Source organism: Blastococcus sp. TF02A-30 (assembly GCF_003319185.1).
Lineage (GTDB): Bacteria > Actinomycetota > Actinomycetes > Mycobacteriales > Geodermatophilaceae > Blastococcus.
Genome location: NZ_QOHJ01000005.1, coordinates 301,618 through 317,250 on the forward strand (window position 1 = coordinate 301,618; position 15,633 = coordinate 317,250).

At 76.9% G+C, this 15,633-nt stretch carries 12 protein-coding genes; 5 read left to right on the forward strand and 7 right to left on the reverse strand.

The window, feature by feature from the left end; translation table 11 throughout:
- Positions 1-62 precede the first annotated feature (62 nt).
- Positions 63-596 carry a uridine kinase gene (locus DQ241_RS13345; protein ID WP_233492421.1) on the forward strand — a complete coding sequence of 178 codons (534 nt, stop codon included), beginning with the start codon at positions 63-65 and terminating at the stop codon, positions 594-596.
- Here the strand turns inward: DQ241_RS13345 and nudC are convergent.
- Genes nudC through DQ241_RS13360 form a run of 3 tightly spaced genes read right to left on the reverse strand, consistent with a single transcriptional unit; the run spans position 589 to position 4,213 of the window.
- Positions 589-1,560 carry an NAD(+) diphosphatase gene (nudC, locus tag DQ241_RS13350; protein WP_199584494.1) on the reverse strand — a complete coding sequence of 324 codons (972 nt, stop codon included), beginning with the start codon at positions 1,558-1,560 and terminating at the stop codon, positions 589-591. The genes DQ241_RS13345 and nudC overlap by 8 nt on opposite strands.
- Positions 1,557-2,906 (reverse strand): pitrilysin family protein, encoded by a 1,350-nt coding sequence (locus DQ241_RS13355; RefSeq protein WP_113830674.1) that lies wholly within the window; start codon positions 2,904-2,906, stop codon positions 1,557-1,559. Before DQ241_RS13355 ends, nudC begins: the two co-directional genes overlap by 4 nt.
- Complete coding sequence (locus DQ241_RS13360; RefSeq protein WP_199584496.1) at positions 2,903-4,213, reverse strand: pitrilysin family protein; 1,311 nt, start codon at positions 4,211-4,213, stop codon at positions 2,903-2,905. Before DQ241_RS13360 ends, DQ241_RS13355 begins: the two co-directional genes overlap by 4 nt.
- Before the next feature lie 72 nt (positions 4,214-4,285).
- On the opposite strand from DQ241_RS13360, the gene DQ241_RS13365 reads away from it, so the two are divergent.
- Positions 4,286-4,765 (forward strand): GNAT family N-acetyltransferase, encoded by a 480-nt coding sequence (locus DQ241_RS13365; protein ID WP_199584498.1) that lies wholly within the window; start codon positions 4,286-4,288, stop codon positions 4,763-4,765.
- 16 nt (positions 4,766-4,781) lie between these two features.
- On the opposite strand, the gene DQ241_RS13370 is transcribed toward DQ241_RS13365, so the two are convergent.
- On the reverse strand, positions 4,782-5,666 hold the full coding sequence (locus DQ241_RS13370; protein ID WP_113830675.1) for a DUF2510 domain-containing protein: 885 nt from the start codon (positions 5,664-5,666) through the stop codon (positions 4,782-4,784).
- 45 nt (positions 5,667-5,711) lie between these two features.
- On the opposite strand from DQ241_RS13370, the gene DQ241_RS13375 reads away from it, so the two are divergent.
- Positions 5,712-6,479, forward strand: coding sequence for a putative protein N(5)-glutamine methyltransferase (locus tag DQ241_RS13375; RefSeq protein ID WP_199584500.1), 768 nt, complete (start codon positions 5,712-5,714; stop codon positions 6,477-6,479).
- On the opposite strand, the gene DQ241_RS13380 is transcribed toward DQ241_RS13375, so the two are convergent.
- The gene (locus DQ241_RS13380) at positions 6,476-7,888 is read right to left on the reverse strand and encodes a M20/M25/M40 family metallo-hydrolase (RefSeq protein ID WP_113830676.1); all 1,413 of its coding nucleotides are present in this window, start codon (positions 7,886-7,888) and stop codon (positions 6,476-6,478) included. The genes DQ241_RS13375 and DQ241_RS13380 overlap by 4 nt on opposite strands.
- Before the next feature lie 57 nt (positions 7,889-7,945).
- Here DQ241_RS13380 and DQ241_RS13385 point away from each other — a divergent pair, with 57 nt between their 5' ends.
- Complete coding sequence (locus DQ241_RS13385) at positions 7,946-8,791, forward strand: alpha/beta fold hydrolase (protein ID WP_113830677.1); 846 nt, start codon at positions 7,946-7,948, stop codon at positions 8,789-8,791.
- Positions 8,792-8,856: 65 nt separating this feature from the next.
- Positions 8,857-9,126, forward strand: coding sequence for a glutaredoxin domain-containing protein (locus DQ241_RS13390; protein WP_113830678.1), 270 nt, complete (start codon positions 8,857-8,859; stop codon positions 9,124-9,126).
- A 9-nt stretch (positions 9,127-9,135) separates the two neighbouring features.
- Here DQ241_RS13390 and DQ241_RS13395 read toward each other — a convergent pair whose 3' ends face one another.
- Both DQ241_RS13395 and DQ241_RS13400 read right to left on the reverse strand, forming a co-directional pair.
- Complete coding sequence (locus tag DQ241_RS13395; protein ID WP_113830679.1) at positions 9,136-12,444, reverse strand: ATP-dependent DNA helicase; 3,309 nt, start codon at positions 12,442-12,444, stop codon at positions 9,136-9,138.
- Positions 12,441-15,623, reverse strand: coding sequence for an ATP-dependent DNA helicase (locus DQ241_RS13400; protein WP_113830680.1), 3,183 nt, complete (start codon positions 15,621-15,623; stop codon positions 12,441-12,443). Before DQ241_RS13400 ends, DQ241_RS13395 begins: the two co-directional genes overlap by 4 nt.
- Between the last annotated feature and the right edge of the window lie 10 nt (positions 15,624-15,633).

The following is a 15,633-nucleotide window of genomic DNA, read 5'->3' on the forward strand; positions in this document are numbered from 1 at the left end:
TCGCCGGGGCGTCGCCCGAGCCCGGTGCCGCCGCGCTGCGCGTCGCCGTCGACGGCCCGGAGGTGGCCGAGCCGCACCTGCTGGCCGCCGCGGTCGCCGACCGGCTGCCCGCGCTCGGCCGCGGCGCGGTCGTGGTGCCGGCCGACGGCTTCTACCGGCCCGCCTCGCTGCGCCTGGAGCACGGGCGCACCGACCCGGACGCGCGCTACACCGACTGGCTGGACGCCGGGGCGCTCACCCGCGAGGTGCTCGCGCCGGTCGGCCCGGGCGGCACCGGCCAGTACCTGCCGGTGCTGTGGGACCTCGACCGCGACCGCGCCGCCCGGGCCCGGCCGCGACCCGTCCCGGACCGGGCGGTCCTCCTGGTGCCGGGCACGCTCCTGCAGGGCGTGGGGCTGCCCTTCGACGTCGTCGTCCACCTGCGGCTGGCGCCCGCCGCGCGGCGGCGGCTGACCCCGGCCGACCAGCAGTGGGCGCTGCCGGCGTTCGACCGCTACGACGACGAGGTCGACCCCGTGGCGCTGGCCGACGCCGTGGTGCTGGCCGACCACCCCGACCGCCCGGCGCTGGTGCTCCAGGGGCGTTTCCTCAGCTGAGCTCGTCCCTCACCCAGCGGTCCAGGATGTACCGGGCGATGGAGATCGACGGCGGGATGGCGAGCAGCCCGTCGGGGGTGCGCAGCTCGTCGCGGGTGAACCAGCGCGCCTCCTCGATCTCGGTCGGGTCCACGCGGATCTCCTGACCAGGCTCGGCGCGGGCCACGAAGCCGAGCATCAGCGACTGCGGGAACGGCCACGGCTGGCTGGCGACGTAGCGGATGTCGGTGATCCGCAGGCCGACCTCCTCCTCGACCTCACGGGCGACCGCGGCCTCCGCGGACTCCCCCGGCTCCACGAAGCCGGCGAGGATGGAGAACCGGCCGGCCGGCCAGACCGCCTGCCGGCCGAGGACGACCCGGTCGCCCCCGTCGTGCACGAGCATGATCACCGCGGGATCGGTGCGCGGGAAGATCTCGGTGCCGGTGGTGGGGTCGCGCCGCACCCAGCCCGCCCGCTCCACGGTGGTGGGCGCGCCGGTGAGCGGGCTGAACCGGTTGCGCTCGTGCCACTCCAGGATGCCCACCGCCTGGGCCAGCAGCCCGGCGTCGAGGTCCTCCAGCTCCGCGCCCACCTCGCGCAGCCCGGCCCACCGGTCGACCGCCCGGCCGTCCACCGCCGGCGCCCGCTCGCCGCGCACCGCCGCGTACGGGATGCCGTCGGCCTCGCCGAGGAAGACCGCACCTGCGGGCAGCGCCGGCTGCTCGGCCCACACCAGGCGCGTGCTGCCGCCCTGCGCCACGACGGGGACGGCGCGCTGCTGGTCGACGACGAGGACCCGCACCGGCCGGCCCGCGGTGGGGTCGGGCAGCGAGCGGGACAGGTGGGCGCGGTCGTGCGCCACCCGCGACAGGAGCGGCACGTCGCCGGTCGTGGGGGCCGTGCTGGCGCCCCAGGCCGACTCGGGCATGCGGTCGCGCTCCGGGTTGTCCGCCGCGGTGCTGCCGCCCGGGGGGACGCTCACTCCCCGGCGTCCCGGCGCACGGTGACCGGCCCGAGGGCGGCGAGGGGTGCCTCGACGTGCTCGGCGTCGCCGACGACGACGGCGGTGAGCCCGGCGGGCGCCAGGTAGCGCAGCGCGGCCGCGCGCACCTCGTCCACGGTGACCGCTTCCAGCGCCCGCTGGTGCTCGGCCAGCCAGCCGACCGGCAGCCCCGCGCCGATGAGCGCGGTCAGCGTGCTGGCCAGCCCGGCGTGGGTCGCCGTGGACAGCGCCATGCTGCCCAGCACGTAGCGGCGGGCGGCGTCGAGCTCGGCCTCGGTGACGTCGGTGAGCGCCATGCGGCCCAGCTCGTAGAGCGTCTCCACGAGCGCCGGCCCGGTCACCTCGGTGGCGACGTCGGCCTCGACGAGGAAGGACGCCGCACCGGCCTGGTGGTCGACCGAGCTGCGCGGGCTGTAGCTGTAGCCCCGCCGTTCGCGGATGTTCTCGACCAGCCGCGACGAGAAGTAGCCGCCGAAGATCATCGCGGCCAGCCGCGCGGCGGGCAGGTCGGCGTCGGTGCGGCGCGGGGCCGGCCCGCCGAGGCGGATGTTGGACTGCACGGCCCCGGGTCGGTCGACCAGCTCCAGCACCGGCTCGTGCCGGGCGGGCGCCGGGGCGCTCTCGGTCGCGGTGCCCGGAGCGGCCCAGCCGGCCAGCGCCGCGGCCACCGCGTCGGTCGCGGCGGCCGGGTCGAGGTCGCCCACGAGCACCAGCGAGCTGCCGCCGGGGACCACGCGCTCGCGGTGCAGCTTGCGCAGGGCGGGAGCGGTGACCGCGCCGACCAGCTCCGGCTCGGGCAGGGTGACCGCGTACGGGTGCGTGCCGAAGCGGCGGGCGGCCAGCGCCGCGCGGGCGATGACGCCGGGCTGCGACCGGGCGATGGTGATCCGCTCGACCAGGCGGTCGCGCTCACCGGTCACCGGCCCGGCCGGGTAGGTGGCGCTGGTGAGCAGCTCGGCCAGCACGCCGAGCACCGCGCCGAGGCCCTCCGGCAGCAGCGTCGTCCCCAGCACCAGCCGGTCGGCGTCGGAGGCGACCGACAGCTCGGCGCCGTGGCTCTGCAGCAGCTGCGCGATGCCGGTCTGGTCGTGGGACGCGGTGCCGAGCAGCACCGCACCGGCGAGGACCGAGGCGCGCGCGGTGTGCGCCGCCGCGCCCCGGGTGCTCGGCGCCGCGAAGGGCACCCGCAGCCGCAGCTCGATCAGCGGCACGCCCGGACGGGGGACGACGACGACCCGCAGCCCGCTGGGCAGCGTGGTCTCGGTCGCCTCGGGAACGGGCTGGGGGCGGGGCTCGCCCAGCGGCGGGATCAGGGCGGCGGTCACCGGCGTCCTCCCCCGGGACGGAGTTCCAGCCGGGCCACCGTGCCCGGGTCGAGCCCCTGCGCGGCGGTCCGGACCTGCTCCGGCGTGACCGCGGCCAGCCGCGCGGCGAGCTCGCCGGCCAGCTCGGCGCGGCCGTGGACGAGCTCGGCCGAGGCGAAGGCGAGCGTCCGCCCGAGCACCGAGTCGGCCTGGCGGAGCAGCTGCGCCTCCGTGCGGGCCTGCACCCGCTGCAGCTCGTCGGCCTCGACGCCGTCGGTCGCGACGCGGGCGATCTCCTCGTGCACCGCGGACTCGACCTTCTCCACGGGGACAGCGGCCGGGTGGTGCACCTGGGTGGTGAGCAGCGTGGCGTCGCGGACGTCGAACGGGTCGCCGAACAGGCCGACGTAGCTGCTCTGCGCGATCGCGGTGCGGTCGTCGTGGACCAGCCGGCGCTCCAGGCGGGAGGCGTCGCCCTCGCTGAGCAGCTCGGCCAGCAGGACTGTGCCCAGGTAGGTGTCGAAGTCGCCCACCGGGTCGGGGACCCGCCAGCCCAGGGCCAGCGCCGGCGCGGTGGCCAGCCGGTCCTCGACGACGGCGGAGCGCACCGTCGTCGGCGAGGGCTCGCCGGTGACCGGCGTGGGCGGCACCTCGCGGGCGGGGACCGGGCCGAACCAGCGCTGCACGAGCCGCTCGGTCTCCGCGACGTCGAGATCGCCGCCGATGCAGAGCACCGCGTTGCCCGGGGCGTAGTACCGGGAGAAGAAGTCCGCCGCGTCGTCGACCGTGGAGGACTCGAGGTCGACGAACGAGCCGTAGCCGTCGTGGGTGTTGGCGAAGCTCTCGAACGCGACCGCGGGCAGCTGCAGCCAGGGGAAGGCGCCGTAGGGCCGGTTGAGCACGTTGACCCGGATCTCCTCCTTCACCACGTCGATCTGGTTGCGGAGGTTCTCCTCGGTGATCGCCGGCGCGGCCATCCGGTCGGCCTCGAGGAACAGGGCGCGCTCCAGCGCCTCCGAGGGCAGCGCCTCGAAGTAGTTCGTGTAGTCCTGGTGGGTCGACCCGTTGAAGGTGCCACCGGCGGCCTGCACGAGCCGGGCGTGCTCCATCTTGGGCACGTTCGCCGAGCCCTGGAACATCATGTGCTCGAAGAGGTGGGCGAACCCGGTCCGCCCCTCCGGCTCGTTGCGCATCCCGACGTCGTAGAAGACGCTCACCGCCACCACGGGCACGCTGCGGTCGGGGGCGAGGACGACGCGCAGACCGTTGTCCAGCGTGAACCGTTCGACCGGGTGCCGCAGGGTCAGATCGGCCCCAGCTGCAGTCACGCTCCCGACAGTAGCCGCGCCGGAGGACGGTGCGCCGTCCGGTCGGCGTCCGCGACCGGGCAGCATGGCGCCGTGCACGGAGGAGCGGTGCGGCGCGCGGGCCCGGACGACGCGGCGGCGATGGTGGAGCTGCGGGCCGCGATGTTCGCCGCCATGGGCACCGATCCCGGCCCCGCCGCGGCGCCCTGGCGGTCGGCGTCCCTCGGCTGGTTCGCGGAACGGCTGGCGTCCCCCGCCCGGTTCGCGGCCTTCGTGGTGGACGTGGAGGGGCGGCCGGTGAGCGGCGCCGCCGTGGAGTGCGAGCCGCACAGCCCCAACCCGTGGAACCCCTCCGGGGTGCGGGCCGAGCTCTTCAACGTCTGCACGCTGCCCGGGTACGGGGGCCGCGGCTTCGGGCGGGCGTGCGTCGCGGCGGTGCTGGACTGGGTGCGCGCCGAGACCACCGCGGGCACCGTCCGGCTGTCCGCGACGGCGGCCGGGATCGGCATCTACCGCTCGCTCGGCTTCACCGAGGCGCGCTACCCGGCGATGCGGCTGTCCGTCGAGCGCTGAGCCGGCCGTCGCCGGTTCAGAGCACCTCGACGGCGCCCACGACCGCGTCGATGACGCCGTAGAGCTCGGCGTGGGTGTTGGGGATCGAGATGTAGAGCAGCGCCGGGGCGGGCCGCCCGACGTCGACCACCAGCAGCGCGGCCCGCTCCCCCGTCGCGTCGTAGCCCTCGACGTCCCAGGAGAGCTGGAACTCCAGCAGGTGGGCGGCGTGCCCGTCGACGGTGCGCGGCTCGTCGCGCAGGATCCGCCGCTCGTTCGGGCCCGGGTAGTAGTTGCCGCGCACGCTGTCGGCCAGCGCGGCCGCCGTGGCCGCCTCGCTGCCCGGGCCGGTCCAGCCCAGGCCCTCCCGCACCGGTCCGGAGGTGCACTGGGCGATGAACCGGTCGCCGGCCGGGGTGAGCTCCTGGGTCGTGAAGTACTGCCCGGCGACGGTCGACGTCTCCGCCATGAACGCGAAGTCGTACTCCCGCCACCCCTCCCCCAGGTACGGGTAGGAGATGCCGGACTGCTCGTCGATGATCCGGACGGTGCTGGGCGTGAACGTGGGTCCCGAGGGCAGCTGGCTGGAGCCGGGCCGGTCGGCGGGGGCGGCGGCCGGCTCGTCGTGGTCCCGGGTGCCGACCACCAGCCCGACGACGACGGCGACCACCGCCGCGACGGCGCCGAGGACCAGCCAGGTGCCACGGCGGCTGCGCGGCTGCGGCTCCGGCACGGGCTGCGGCTGCGGGACCTCCGGCCGGGTGGGTGCGAGCACCGGCGAGCTCTGGACGGCGACGCCCGGGCCGGTGGGGACGGCGACGTCGGACCAGCCCGACCCGCTCCACCACCGCACCATGCCGGGCGTGCCGTCGGGATCGGCGTACCAGCCCGGCGGCGGTGGCGGCTGCCCCTCTCCGGTCACGCGGCCAGCCTAGGACGGCGCCGCCCGGGGGTACCGTCCGCGCCCGTGACGCCGTCCTCTCCCGCCGACGTGGTCGCCCGGCTCCGGGCTGCGGGCTGCGTGTTCGCCGAGGAGGAGGCCGCGCTGCTGACCGGGGCAGCGACCGGGGCCGCGCTGGTCGACCTCGTGGACCGGCGGGTGGCGGGGGAACCGCTGGAGCAGCTGCTGGGCTGGGTGTCCTTCGACGGGCTGCGGATCGCCCTGGCGCCGGGCGTGTTCGTGCCGCGGCGGCGCACCGAGTTGCTGGTGGAGCGGGCGGCGGCCCTCGCCCGGCCCGGTGGCGTCGTCGTCGACCTGTGCTGCGGCTCGGGCGCGGTGGGGGCGGCGCTGGCCGCGCGGGTCCCGGGCGTCGAGCTGACCGCCGCCGACCTCGACGCAGCGGCGGTGGCCTGCGCCGTGCGCAACCTGCCCGGCGTCGACGTCCGTCAGGGAGACCTGTTCGACGCGCTGCCGGCCCGGCTCCGCGGGCGGGTCGACGTCCTCGTCGCGAACGTCCCCTACGTGCCGACGGCGGCGATCGCGTCGATGCCCCCGGAGGCGCGCGACCACGAGCCGCGGCTGGCGCTCGACGGCGGGGACGACGGCCTGGCCGTGGCCCGGCGGGTGATCGACGGCGCCGCGTCGTGGCTCGCCGTCGGCGGGGTGCTGCTCTTCGAGACCTCCGGGCAGCAGGTGCCGGCCGCGACCGCCGCCGTGGCCGCCGCCGGCCTACTCCCGGCCGTGGCCGAGGACGGCGAGCGCGGCGCGACCGTCGTCCTCGGCACCCGGGGCTAGGCGGGCCTCCGAGCGGCCAGCTCGCGCCACAGGTGGGCGGTGGCCTCGGCGGCGCGGTGCAGCATCGGGAGCAGGACCCGCTCGTTGGGCGAGTGGATGCGGTCGGTGGGCAGGCCCGCGCCCAGGAAGAGCAGGGGCGCGCCGAGCTGCTCGACGAGGTCGGCCTCCGGGCCGCTGCCGCCCTCCTTGAGGAAGAGGACGTCGTCGGCCCTCGAGTCCCACGCCTGGGCGATGGCCGACAGCAGCGCGTCCATCCACGGGGAGTCCAGGTCGCTGGCGCACGGCGCGACCCCGGCCGGCGGGGCGTGCACCTCCGCCTCGATGCCCGCCGGGAGGTTGGCCTCGACCCACGACTGCACCAGCGGGCCGATCTCCTGCGGGCGCTGGTCGGCGACCAGCCGGAAGGTGAGCTTGGCGTGCGCCTCGGCCGGGATGATCGTCTTGTGGCCGGGGCCCTGGTAGCCGCCCCACATGCCGTTGACCTCGGCGGTCGGGCGGGCGCCGATCCGCTCGAGCGTGGTGAAGCCGGCCTCGCCCGCGGTGGTGCGGGAGGCGGCCGGGCCGGCCAGCCACTCCTGCTCGTCGAAGGGGACGCGGCCCATGAGCTCGCGCTCGCGGTCGGACAGCGGCCGGACCCGGTCGTAGAAACCGGGGATCGTGACCCGGCCCTGGTCGTCGTGCAGCGCGGCGAGCAGCCGCGCCATGGCGTGCAGCGGGTTGGGGACGGCGCCGCCGAAGGAGCCGGAGTGCAGGTCGACGGCGGGGCCGCGCAGGGTGAGCTCGACGTCGGCCAGGCCGCGCATGGAGGTGACGGCGCTGGGCAGGTGCGGCGCGGCCATCCCGGTGTCGCTGACCACGACGACGTCGCAGTCGAGCCGGTCGCGGCGCTCGCGCAGCAGGTCGGCGAAGTGCGGTGAGCCGGACTCCTCCTCGCCCTCGATCAGCAGCTTGACGGTGACCGCCGGGGTGTCGCGGCCGCTGGCGGCGAGGTGCGCGCGCATGCCGAGCAGGTGGAACGCCACGTTGCCCTTGTCGTCGATGGCGCCGCGGGCGTGCAGCTCCGGGCCGTCGGGGCCGTCGACGACGGTCGGCTCGAACGGCGGGTGCACCCACAGCTCCGGCGGGTCGACCGGCTGGACGTCGTGGTGGCCGTAGACGAGCGCGACCGGGGCGTCGGGGTCGGCGCTCGGCCACTCGGCGTAGACGGCGGGGGCCCCGGGGGTCGGCCAGACCTCGACGGTCGGGAAGCCGGTGCGGCGCAGCGCCTCGGCCAGCCACGCGGCGCTCGCGGCGACGTCGCCGGCGTGCGCGGGGTCGGCCGAGATCGAGGGGATGCGCAGCCAGGCGTCGAGGTCGGCGTGCAGGTCGTCGAGGTGGGCGGAGACGTACTCGCGCTCGGGGCTGGTCACGGCTGCCGACGGTAGCGCCGGGCGCGCCGCGGCCCGTGCCCGGCTAGCGTCCGGGGCATGCCCGGAGAGCTGCTGCGCACCGATGTCGGCGACCTGACCTTCGACGTGCGCGTCGACGGACCGGAGGACGGGCGGCCGGTGCTGCTGCTGCACGGCTTCCCCGAGACGTCGGCGTCGTGGGCGGCGGTGACGCCGCTGCTGGCGCAGGCCGGGCTGCGCACCTACGCGCCCGACCAGCTGGGCTACTCCCCCGGCGCGCGGCCGGCCGACGTGGACGCCTACGCGCTGCAGAACCTCGCGCAGGTCACCGCGGACCTGATGACCGCGCTGGAGATCCCGGTCGCCGACGTCGTCGGGCACGACTGGGGTGCGAACGTGGCGTGGGCGCTGGCCGGCTGGCACTCCGACCGGGTGCGGTCGCTGACCGCCGTGTCGGTGCCGCACCCGGCTGCCTACACCGCCGCCTACCGCGCCGATCCGGAGCAGAAGGAGCGCTCGGCCTACATCCGGCTCTTCTGGCAGGCGGGCAAGGCCGAGGAGGTGCTGCTCGCCGACGAGGCCCGCCGGCTGCGCCGGATGTACGACGTGGAGACCAGCGGCATCTCCCCCGAGACCGTGGACGAGTACGTGGGTGTGCTGTCCGCCCCGGGGGCCCTGACCGCCGCGTTGAACTGGTACCGGGCCATGAGCTCCGACGTCCGCGTGGACAAGATCGGCGTGCCGACGACGTACGTGTGGAGCGACGGCGACGTCGCGATCGGCCGCATGGCGGCCGAGGCCTGCGCGGAGTTCGTGCCGGGCGACTACCGGTTCGTGCAGCTGCCGGGCGTCACGCACTGGATCCCGGAGCAGGCACCGGAGCAGCTGGCCGCCGCCATCCTCGACCGCATCGCCTCGAGCTGACCGCGCCGCGGCGCACCGCGGTCGGAGCACACTGGGCCGCACCCGCCCCTGCCGAGGAGTGCGCCGTGACCGAGACCCCGACGGCCGCCGACCAGCTGACCGTCTACTGGCGTGCCGGCTGCCCGTTCTGCCTGCACCTGCGCACCCGCCTCAGGTTGGCCGGCATCCCCTACCGCGCGGTGGACATCTGGGCGGATCCCGAGGCGGCGGCCGTCGTGCGCGGGGTGAACGGTGGGGACGAGCTGGTGCCGACCGTGCGGATCGGTGCGGACACGTTCCTGAGCAACCCGTCGATGCGGGAGCTGCGCGCCGCCCTGGCCGCCGCCCGGGGCTGACCCGGCCCGCTATGCCTGGCCGCCGGTGACCAGGGCGAGCAGACCGGCCTCGTCCAGCAGGTCGACCGGACGCACGGTCTCCTTCGCGGCGACGTGGTGGAAGCCCGCGCTGACCTGCTCCACCGGCACGCCGGTCAGCCGCGACCAGCCCAGCCGGTACGCGGCCAGCTGCACGCCGGCGGCGGTGAGCTCGGCGCCGGACGGCGGCGGGCCGGTCTTCCAGTCGATGACCTCGTAGCCGCCGTCCTCCCGCCGGAAGACCGCGTCGATCCGGCCGCGCAGGGTCAGCGGGCCCAGCGGCGTCTCGAACGGCACCTCGACCTCGAGCGGCTGCCGGTCGGCCCACTCGCTCGCCAGGAACGCCTCCTGCAGCTCGGCGAGCGCGTCGTCCGGGGCGGCGAACTCGTCGCCCGATCCGGGCAGCTCGTCCAGGTCGACCAGCCGGTTGGCCCCGAAGCGCTCCTCGAGCCAGGCGTGGAACGCGGTACCGCGGCGGGCCTGCGGTGCCGGGGCGGCCGGCATCGGCCGCCGCAGCCGCCGGGCCAGCTCACCCGGGTCGCGGCGCAGCGTCACCAGCGCCGAGACCGACAGGTGGGAGGGCAGCGGCACGTCGACGGTCGGGCTGGACTGCCGCGCCCGCTCGCGCAGCAGCAGGTCGGCGTCGCGCACCCACGAGGTGACCAGCGGGTCGTCGTCGCCCAGCGAGCGCTCGGGGTCCAGCGGGTGCGGCGACGCGGACTCCACCAGCTCCGCGGCGGCCGACAGCGCGCGGCGCCGCCGGGCGGTGAGCGGGTCGGCCGGCCACACGCCGATCGGCCACTCCTCCAGCGCCGGGTTGGTCGCGCCGTCCTCGGGTGCGGACGCCCAGTGCACGACCGTGCCCGCGCCGGCCTCGCAGGCCTCCTTCGCCGTGTGCAGCAGCACCGACGGCCCGCAGGGTTTCACGCCGTCGCGCCACCAGCTGCCGGAGCACAGCAGCAGGTGCCGGGCGCGGGTGACCGCGACGTAGCCGAGCCGGATCTCCTCGTCGAGGCCGAACGCCTTCCAGTCCTCGACGTACTGCTCGAGCGCATCGCGGACCGCCGCCTGGTCGCCCGAGCCGGGCACGGGCAGCTTCAGCTGCGGCAGCTCCTCGCGGTCGGTGGTGCGCAGGTCGACCGGGACGGCGCCCGGGTCCTTGATCCAGGAGTCGCTGGCGTTGCTGCGGGCCGGGAACTGGTCGACCGTCATGCCGGGCACGGCGACGACGTCCCACTCCAGCCCCTTGGCCGAGTGCCCGGTCAGCAGCTGCACCGCCTCCGGGTTGACCGCCACCTCGCCGGGCTCCAGGCCGCGCTCGCGCTCCTCGGCGTCGCGCAGGTAGCCGAGGAACGCCGGCAGGGACGGCAGCTCGGCGAGCTCGGTGAACTCCGCGGCGACGGCGTGCAGCTGGTCGAGGTGGGCGCGGGCACCGGCCGGGCTGGCCTCGGGCGCGCTGGCCAGCTCGGTCTCCAGGCCCAGGGTGCGCGCGACCTCGTCGACCAGGTCGGGCAGCGACTCCCCCAGCCGGTTGCGGAGGTGGGCCAGCTCGGCGCCCAGCCGGCGCAGCCGCCGCCACCCGGCCGGCGAGTAGGCGGCCGCGTCGCCGAGGTCGTCGAGCGCCTCGACGATGCTGCCCCGCTCGGGCGGCGCCTCGACCGCCGGTGCGCCCTCCTCGGTCGGCCGGACCGGCCGGCGGGTGTGCACCAGCGCCCGCGCACGGGCCTCCAGCGCGGCCAGGTCGCGCGGACCGATCCGCCAGCGGGCACCGGTCAGCAGCCGGCCGAGCGCGTCGCCGGCCGTGGGGTCGACGAGGACGGTCAGCGTCGCGACGACGTCGGACACCTCGGGCACCTCGAGCAGCCCGCCGAGGCCGACGACCTCGACCGGCAGCCCCCGCTCGCGCAGCGCAGCCGCGATGCCGGGCAGCTGCTTGCGGGTGCGCACCAGCACCGCCACGGTGGGGCGCTTCCCGTCCGAGCGGGCGACGAGGGGGTCCTCGTTCTGCCAGCAGGCGGCCAGCCGGTCGGCCAGCGCTGCGGTCTCGTCGGCCACGGTGTCGTAGAGCCCGACGGTCACCGCTCCCCGGCCCGCGGTCGGGGCAGGGGCGAGGTCGGGCAGCGGGTGCTCGGGCGGCGGCAGCATCCCGGAGACGGCGTTGGCGACGGCGAGGACCGCCTCGTCGTTGCGCCAACTGGTGGCCAGGGTCAGCCGCTCGGCCCGCTTCGCGCCCCGCCCCGGGAAGGTGCGGTCGAACCGCTCGATGGTGCCGGCCGACGCTCCGCGCCAGCCGTAGATCGACTGCCGCGGGTCGCCGACGGCGAGCACCGCGTGGCCGGTGCTGCCGCCGAAGAGCGCCTCCAGCATCCGCAGCTGGCCGACGCTGGTGTCCTGGTACTCGTCGAGCAGCACGACCTTCCACCGGGCGCGCTCGCGGCGGCCGACCTCCGGCGCGGAGACGGCGATCCGCGCGGCGTGCGCGACCTGGTCGGCGTAGTCGATCGAGCCCATGGCGCGCTTGCGGGCCTCGAAGGCCTCGACCAGCGGCAGCAGCGCGACGCGGGCGCGCTGCCGGGCCAGCATGTCGTTCACCGCTGCGTACGGGCCGCGCTTCTTCGGCGCATCGGCGTACCCGGCGATCTGCGCCTCGAGCCGCGCCGTCCAGTTCCGCAGCGCGGCCGGGGTGACGTCGTGCTCGCCCATCTCCGAGGCCAGCGCGAGCACGTCCTCGACCGTGGTGAGGAGCGTCAGCGGGACGTCGTCCATGTCGCCGGTGTAGGCGGCGACGACGGTGGCGGCCTGCCCCCAGCACATCGCCGGGCCGAGCACGCCGGCACCGGGCTCGACCCCGATCCGCAGCCCGTGCTCGGCGACCAGCGCCGCGGCGTAGCCGTGGTAGGTGGAGACGGTCGGCTGCGCGATCGCCAGCCGGTCGCGCAGCGCCGGCTCGGTGTCGGGGTGCCGGGCCAGCGCGCCGAGCCGCAGGTGGATGCGCTCGTTGAGCTCGCTGGCGGCCTTGCGGGTGAAGGTCAGCCCGAGGATCTCCTCCGGCTCGACCACCCGGTTGGCCACCAGCCAGGAGACCCGCGCCGCCATCGTTTCGGTCTTCCCCGAGCCGGCGCCGGCGACGACGACCAGCGGCCGGTCCGCGGGGGCCTCGACGACCCGGGCCTGCTCCGGCGAGGGCGCGTAGGACAGCCCGCAGCGCGCGGCCACCTCGGCCGGGCTGAGCACCCGTCGCGGCTCCTCGGCCCCCGGAGCGGCACCCAGCAGGTCGTCGAAGCTGAGCTGGTCACTCATCCCGTCACCTGCCGGCCGCGCTCGTGCATCGGGCAGCTGCGGCGCATCGGGCAGCGCTGGCAGTGGGTGCCGGTGCGCACCTCGAAGGTGGCCGCGCCCATGCCGTCCCCGACCGTGGCGATCAGCTCACCGGCCCACGTCTGCTCGACCGGCAGGTCGGCCGGCAGCGGCTCCTGGTGCTGCTCCTTGGCCTTGGCGCCGGTGCCCACCTGCAGCAGCGCCGCGCCGCCCGGGACGTCGCCGTGCCCGCCGAAGCCGCCGGCCCCGACGGCGACCTGGTACGCGGCGAGCTGGCCGTGCTCCTCGGTGTTCTTCGCCGCGGTCTTGCCGGTCTTGAGGTCCACCACGACCAGCCGGCCCTCGGCGTCGCGCTCCAGCCGGTCGACCTGGCCGCGCAGCCGCGCGCGGCCGACGACGACGTCGAAGTTCTCCTCCACCCCCACCAGCTCGCGGTCGTTGGCCGCGTGCCAGCGCAGGAAGCGGGACAGCATGTCCTGGGCGGCGGCCCGCTGGCGCTGGTCGGACCACCCCGGCCCCAGGTCGAGCTGGTCGAGCTCGACGTCGAGTGCCGCCGGGGCCTCGGCGGCCGGCAGCCCCTCGGCGACCTGCTGGGCGACGGCGTGCACCGCCGTGCCCACCGTGCGGGTGGTGTCCGGCGAGGCCTCGGCGCCGACGGCACCGAGCACCCAGCGCAGCGGGCAGCGCTGGAAGGTCTCGATGTGCGAGGGGCGGACGCGGACGTCGTCCTCCTCGGGCACCAGCGGGGCGTCGTCGGACAGCGGGGCCAGCCCCCACCAGTCGCGCGGCGAGGCGCCGGGCACGCCCTCGTCGGCCAGCCGCCGGAGCACCGACGCGGCGGTGGACCGGCGCGCCGCCGGGGTCGCCGGATCGGTGACGGCGCGGCGCAGCTCGGCGACCAGCGCGGGCAGGGTGAGCGAGCGCGGCAGCTCGGTGAGCGGCCGGCCGTCCTCCGGCGGCGGGACGACGAGGTCGAGGAAACGCGACGCGGTGGCCCCCGCGTCGGCGCCGTCGAGCGCCCCCTGCACCGCGGTGACGACCAGCCGCCGGCGGGCGCGGGTGACGGCGACGTAGAACAGCCGGCGCTCCTCGGCGAGCGCCAGGGTGCGGCGGTCGACGGCGGCGCCGTCGATGCCGGCGACCCGCTCGACCAGCACCTCGGCCCCCAGCAGGGAGGCGCGCTCGCGCAGGTCGGGCCAGACCCCCTCCTGGACGCCGGCCACGCAGACGAGGTCCCACTCCAGGCCCTTGGCCGCGTGCGCGGTGAGCAGCCGGACCGTCTCCCCCGCCGCGGCCCGGGCGGCGCCGGTGTCGCTGGGCAGCTCCTGCGCCGAGAGGTGGGCGACGAACGCACGGACGTCGGCCGACGGCAGCCGGTCGACGAACCCCGCGGCGGCGTCGAACAGTGCCACGACGGCGTCGAGGTCGCGGTCGGCGACGGCACCCGGCGGGCCGCCCGCAGCGCTGGCCCGGGCCCACCGGCCGGCCAGGCCGCTGCGCTGCCACATGGCCCACAGCACGTCCTCCGCGGTGCCGCCGTGCGCCAGCGCGAGGCGTCCCGCGGCGAGGACCGCGGAGACCCGCAGCGCCGGCCGGGCCACGTGCTCGGGGAGCCGCTCGAGCAGCGCGTCGTCCTCCAGCGCGAGCGCCAGCGGGGTGCCGCGCTCGGCGATGTCGACCCCCTGCTTGGCCAGCTCGATCCGCACCGCGCGGCGCAGCCGGCGCAGGTCGAGCACCGTCGCGCCGCCCAGCGGGGAGGCGAGCAGCGCCTCGGCGGCCGGCTCGTCGAGGCCGGCCTGCTCGCCGTCCCGACCGGGCAGCAGCGCCGTCAGGCACTGCAGGAAGGGCGCGACCGCGGGCTGGACCGCCAGCGGGAGGTCGTCGGAGGAGATCCCCACGGGCACGCCCGCCGAGGCCAGCGCCCGGCGCAGCGGGCCCAGGGCGCCGGCGGTGCGCACGACGATCGCCATCTGCGACCACGGGACACCCTCGAGCAGGTGGGCGCGGCGCAGCACGTCGGCCAGGTACGCGGCCTCCACGGCGGCGGAGCCGAAGACGTGCACCTCGGCGGTGCCCGGGTCGGCCGACTCCCCCGCCTCGAGGCGGCGGTGCTCCCACGGGCCGGGCAGCCCCTCGGCGACCACCCGGCTGATCCGCAGCAGCTCGGCCCCGGACCGGCGGGACACCCCGAGCGACACCCGGCCGGCGGGCCGGCCGTCGGTGTGCCGGAACCGCTCGGCGAACTGGGTGATCCCGCGCGGCTCCGCGCCGCGGAAGGCGTAGATCGACTGGTCGGGGTCGCCGACGGCGACCAGGTTGCCGCCCCGGCCGGCCAGCAGCTCCAGCAGCTCGACCTGCGCGGGGTCGGTGTCCTGGTACTCGTCGACGAACAGCCAGCGCGCCCGCTCGCGCTCCTGCCGCAGCAGCTCGGCGTCGCTGTCGAGCTCGGCGATCGCCTGCCGCACCAGCTCGGCCGGGTCGTAGCCGGAGGCGTCGCCGCGGCCCGCGGTCGAGAAGGCGGTCACCGCCTCGTACTGCTCCTGGAAGGAGGCCGCGTGCACCCAGTGGTCCCGGCCGGTCTCCCGGCCCCACGCGGCCAGCTGCTCGGGCCCGACGCCGCGCTCTGTGGCGCGCAGGAGGAGGTCGCGCAGCTCGGTGCGGAACCCCGCGGTGGCCAGCGCCGGGGCGAGGTCGGACGGCCAGCGGACCGCCCCCTCCTCGGCGACGTCACCGCGCAGCAGCTCGGCGACGACGGCGTCCTGCTCGGCGGCGGTGAGCAGCCGCGGCGGGGCCTCGCCGCGCAGCAGCGCCGCCCGTCGCAGCACGCCGTAGGCGTAGGAGTGGAAGGTGCGGGCCAGCGGCTCGCGGATGGTCTGCGCGACCCGGCCGGTGATGCGGGTGCGCAGCTCGGCGGCGGCCTTCCGGCTGAAGGTCAGGACCAGGATCTGCTCGGGGTCGACCCCGGCCTCGATGCGGGTGGCGACCGCCTCGACGATCGTCGTCGTCTTGCCGGTGCCGGGTCCGGCGAGCACCAGCAGCGGGCCGCCCGGGTGGTCGACGACCGCCTGCTGCGTGCGGTCGAGCCGCGGGGCGCCAACCCGGGGCGCCGCACCCTGCACGAGCCGGTAGACCGGCCCGCTCTCCGTCCCCCGCTGCGCCACCCCTCGATGG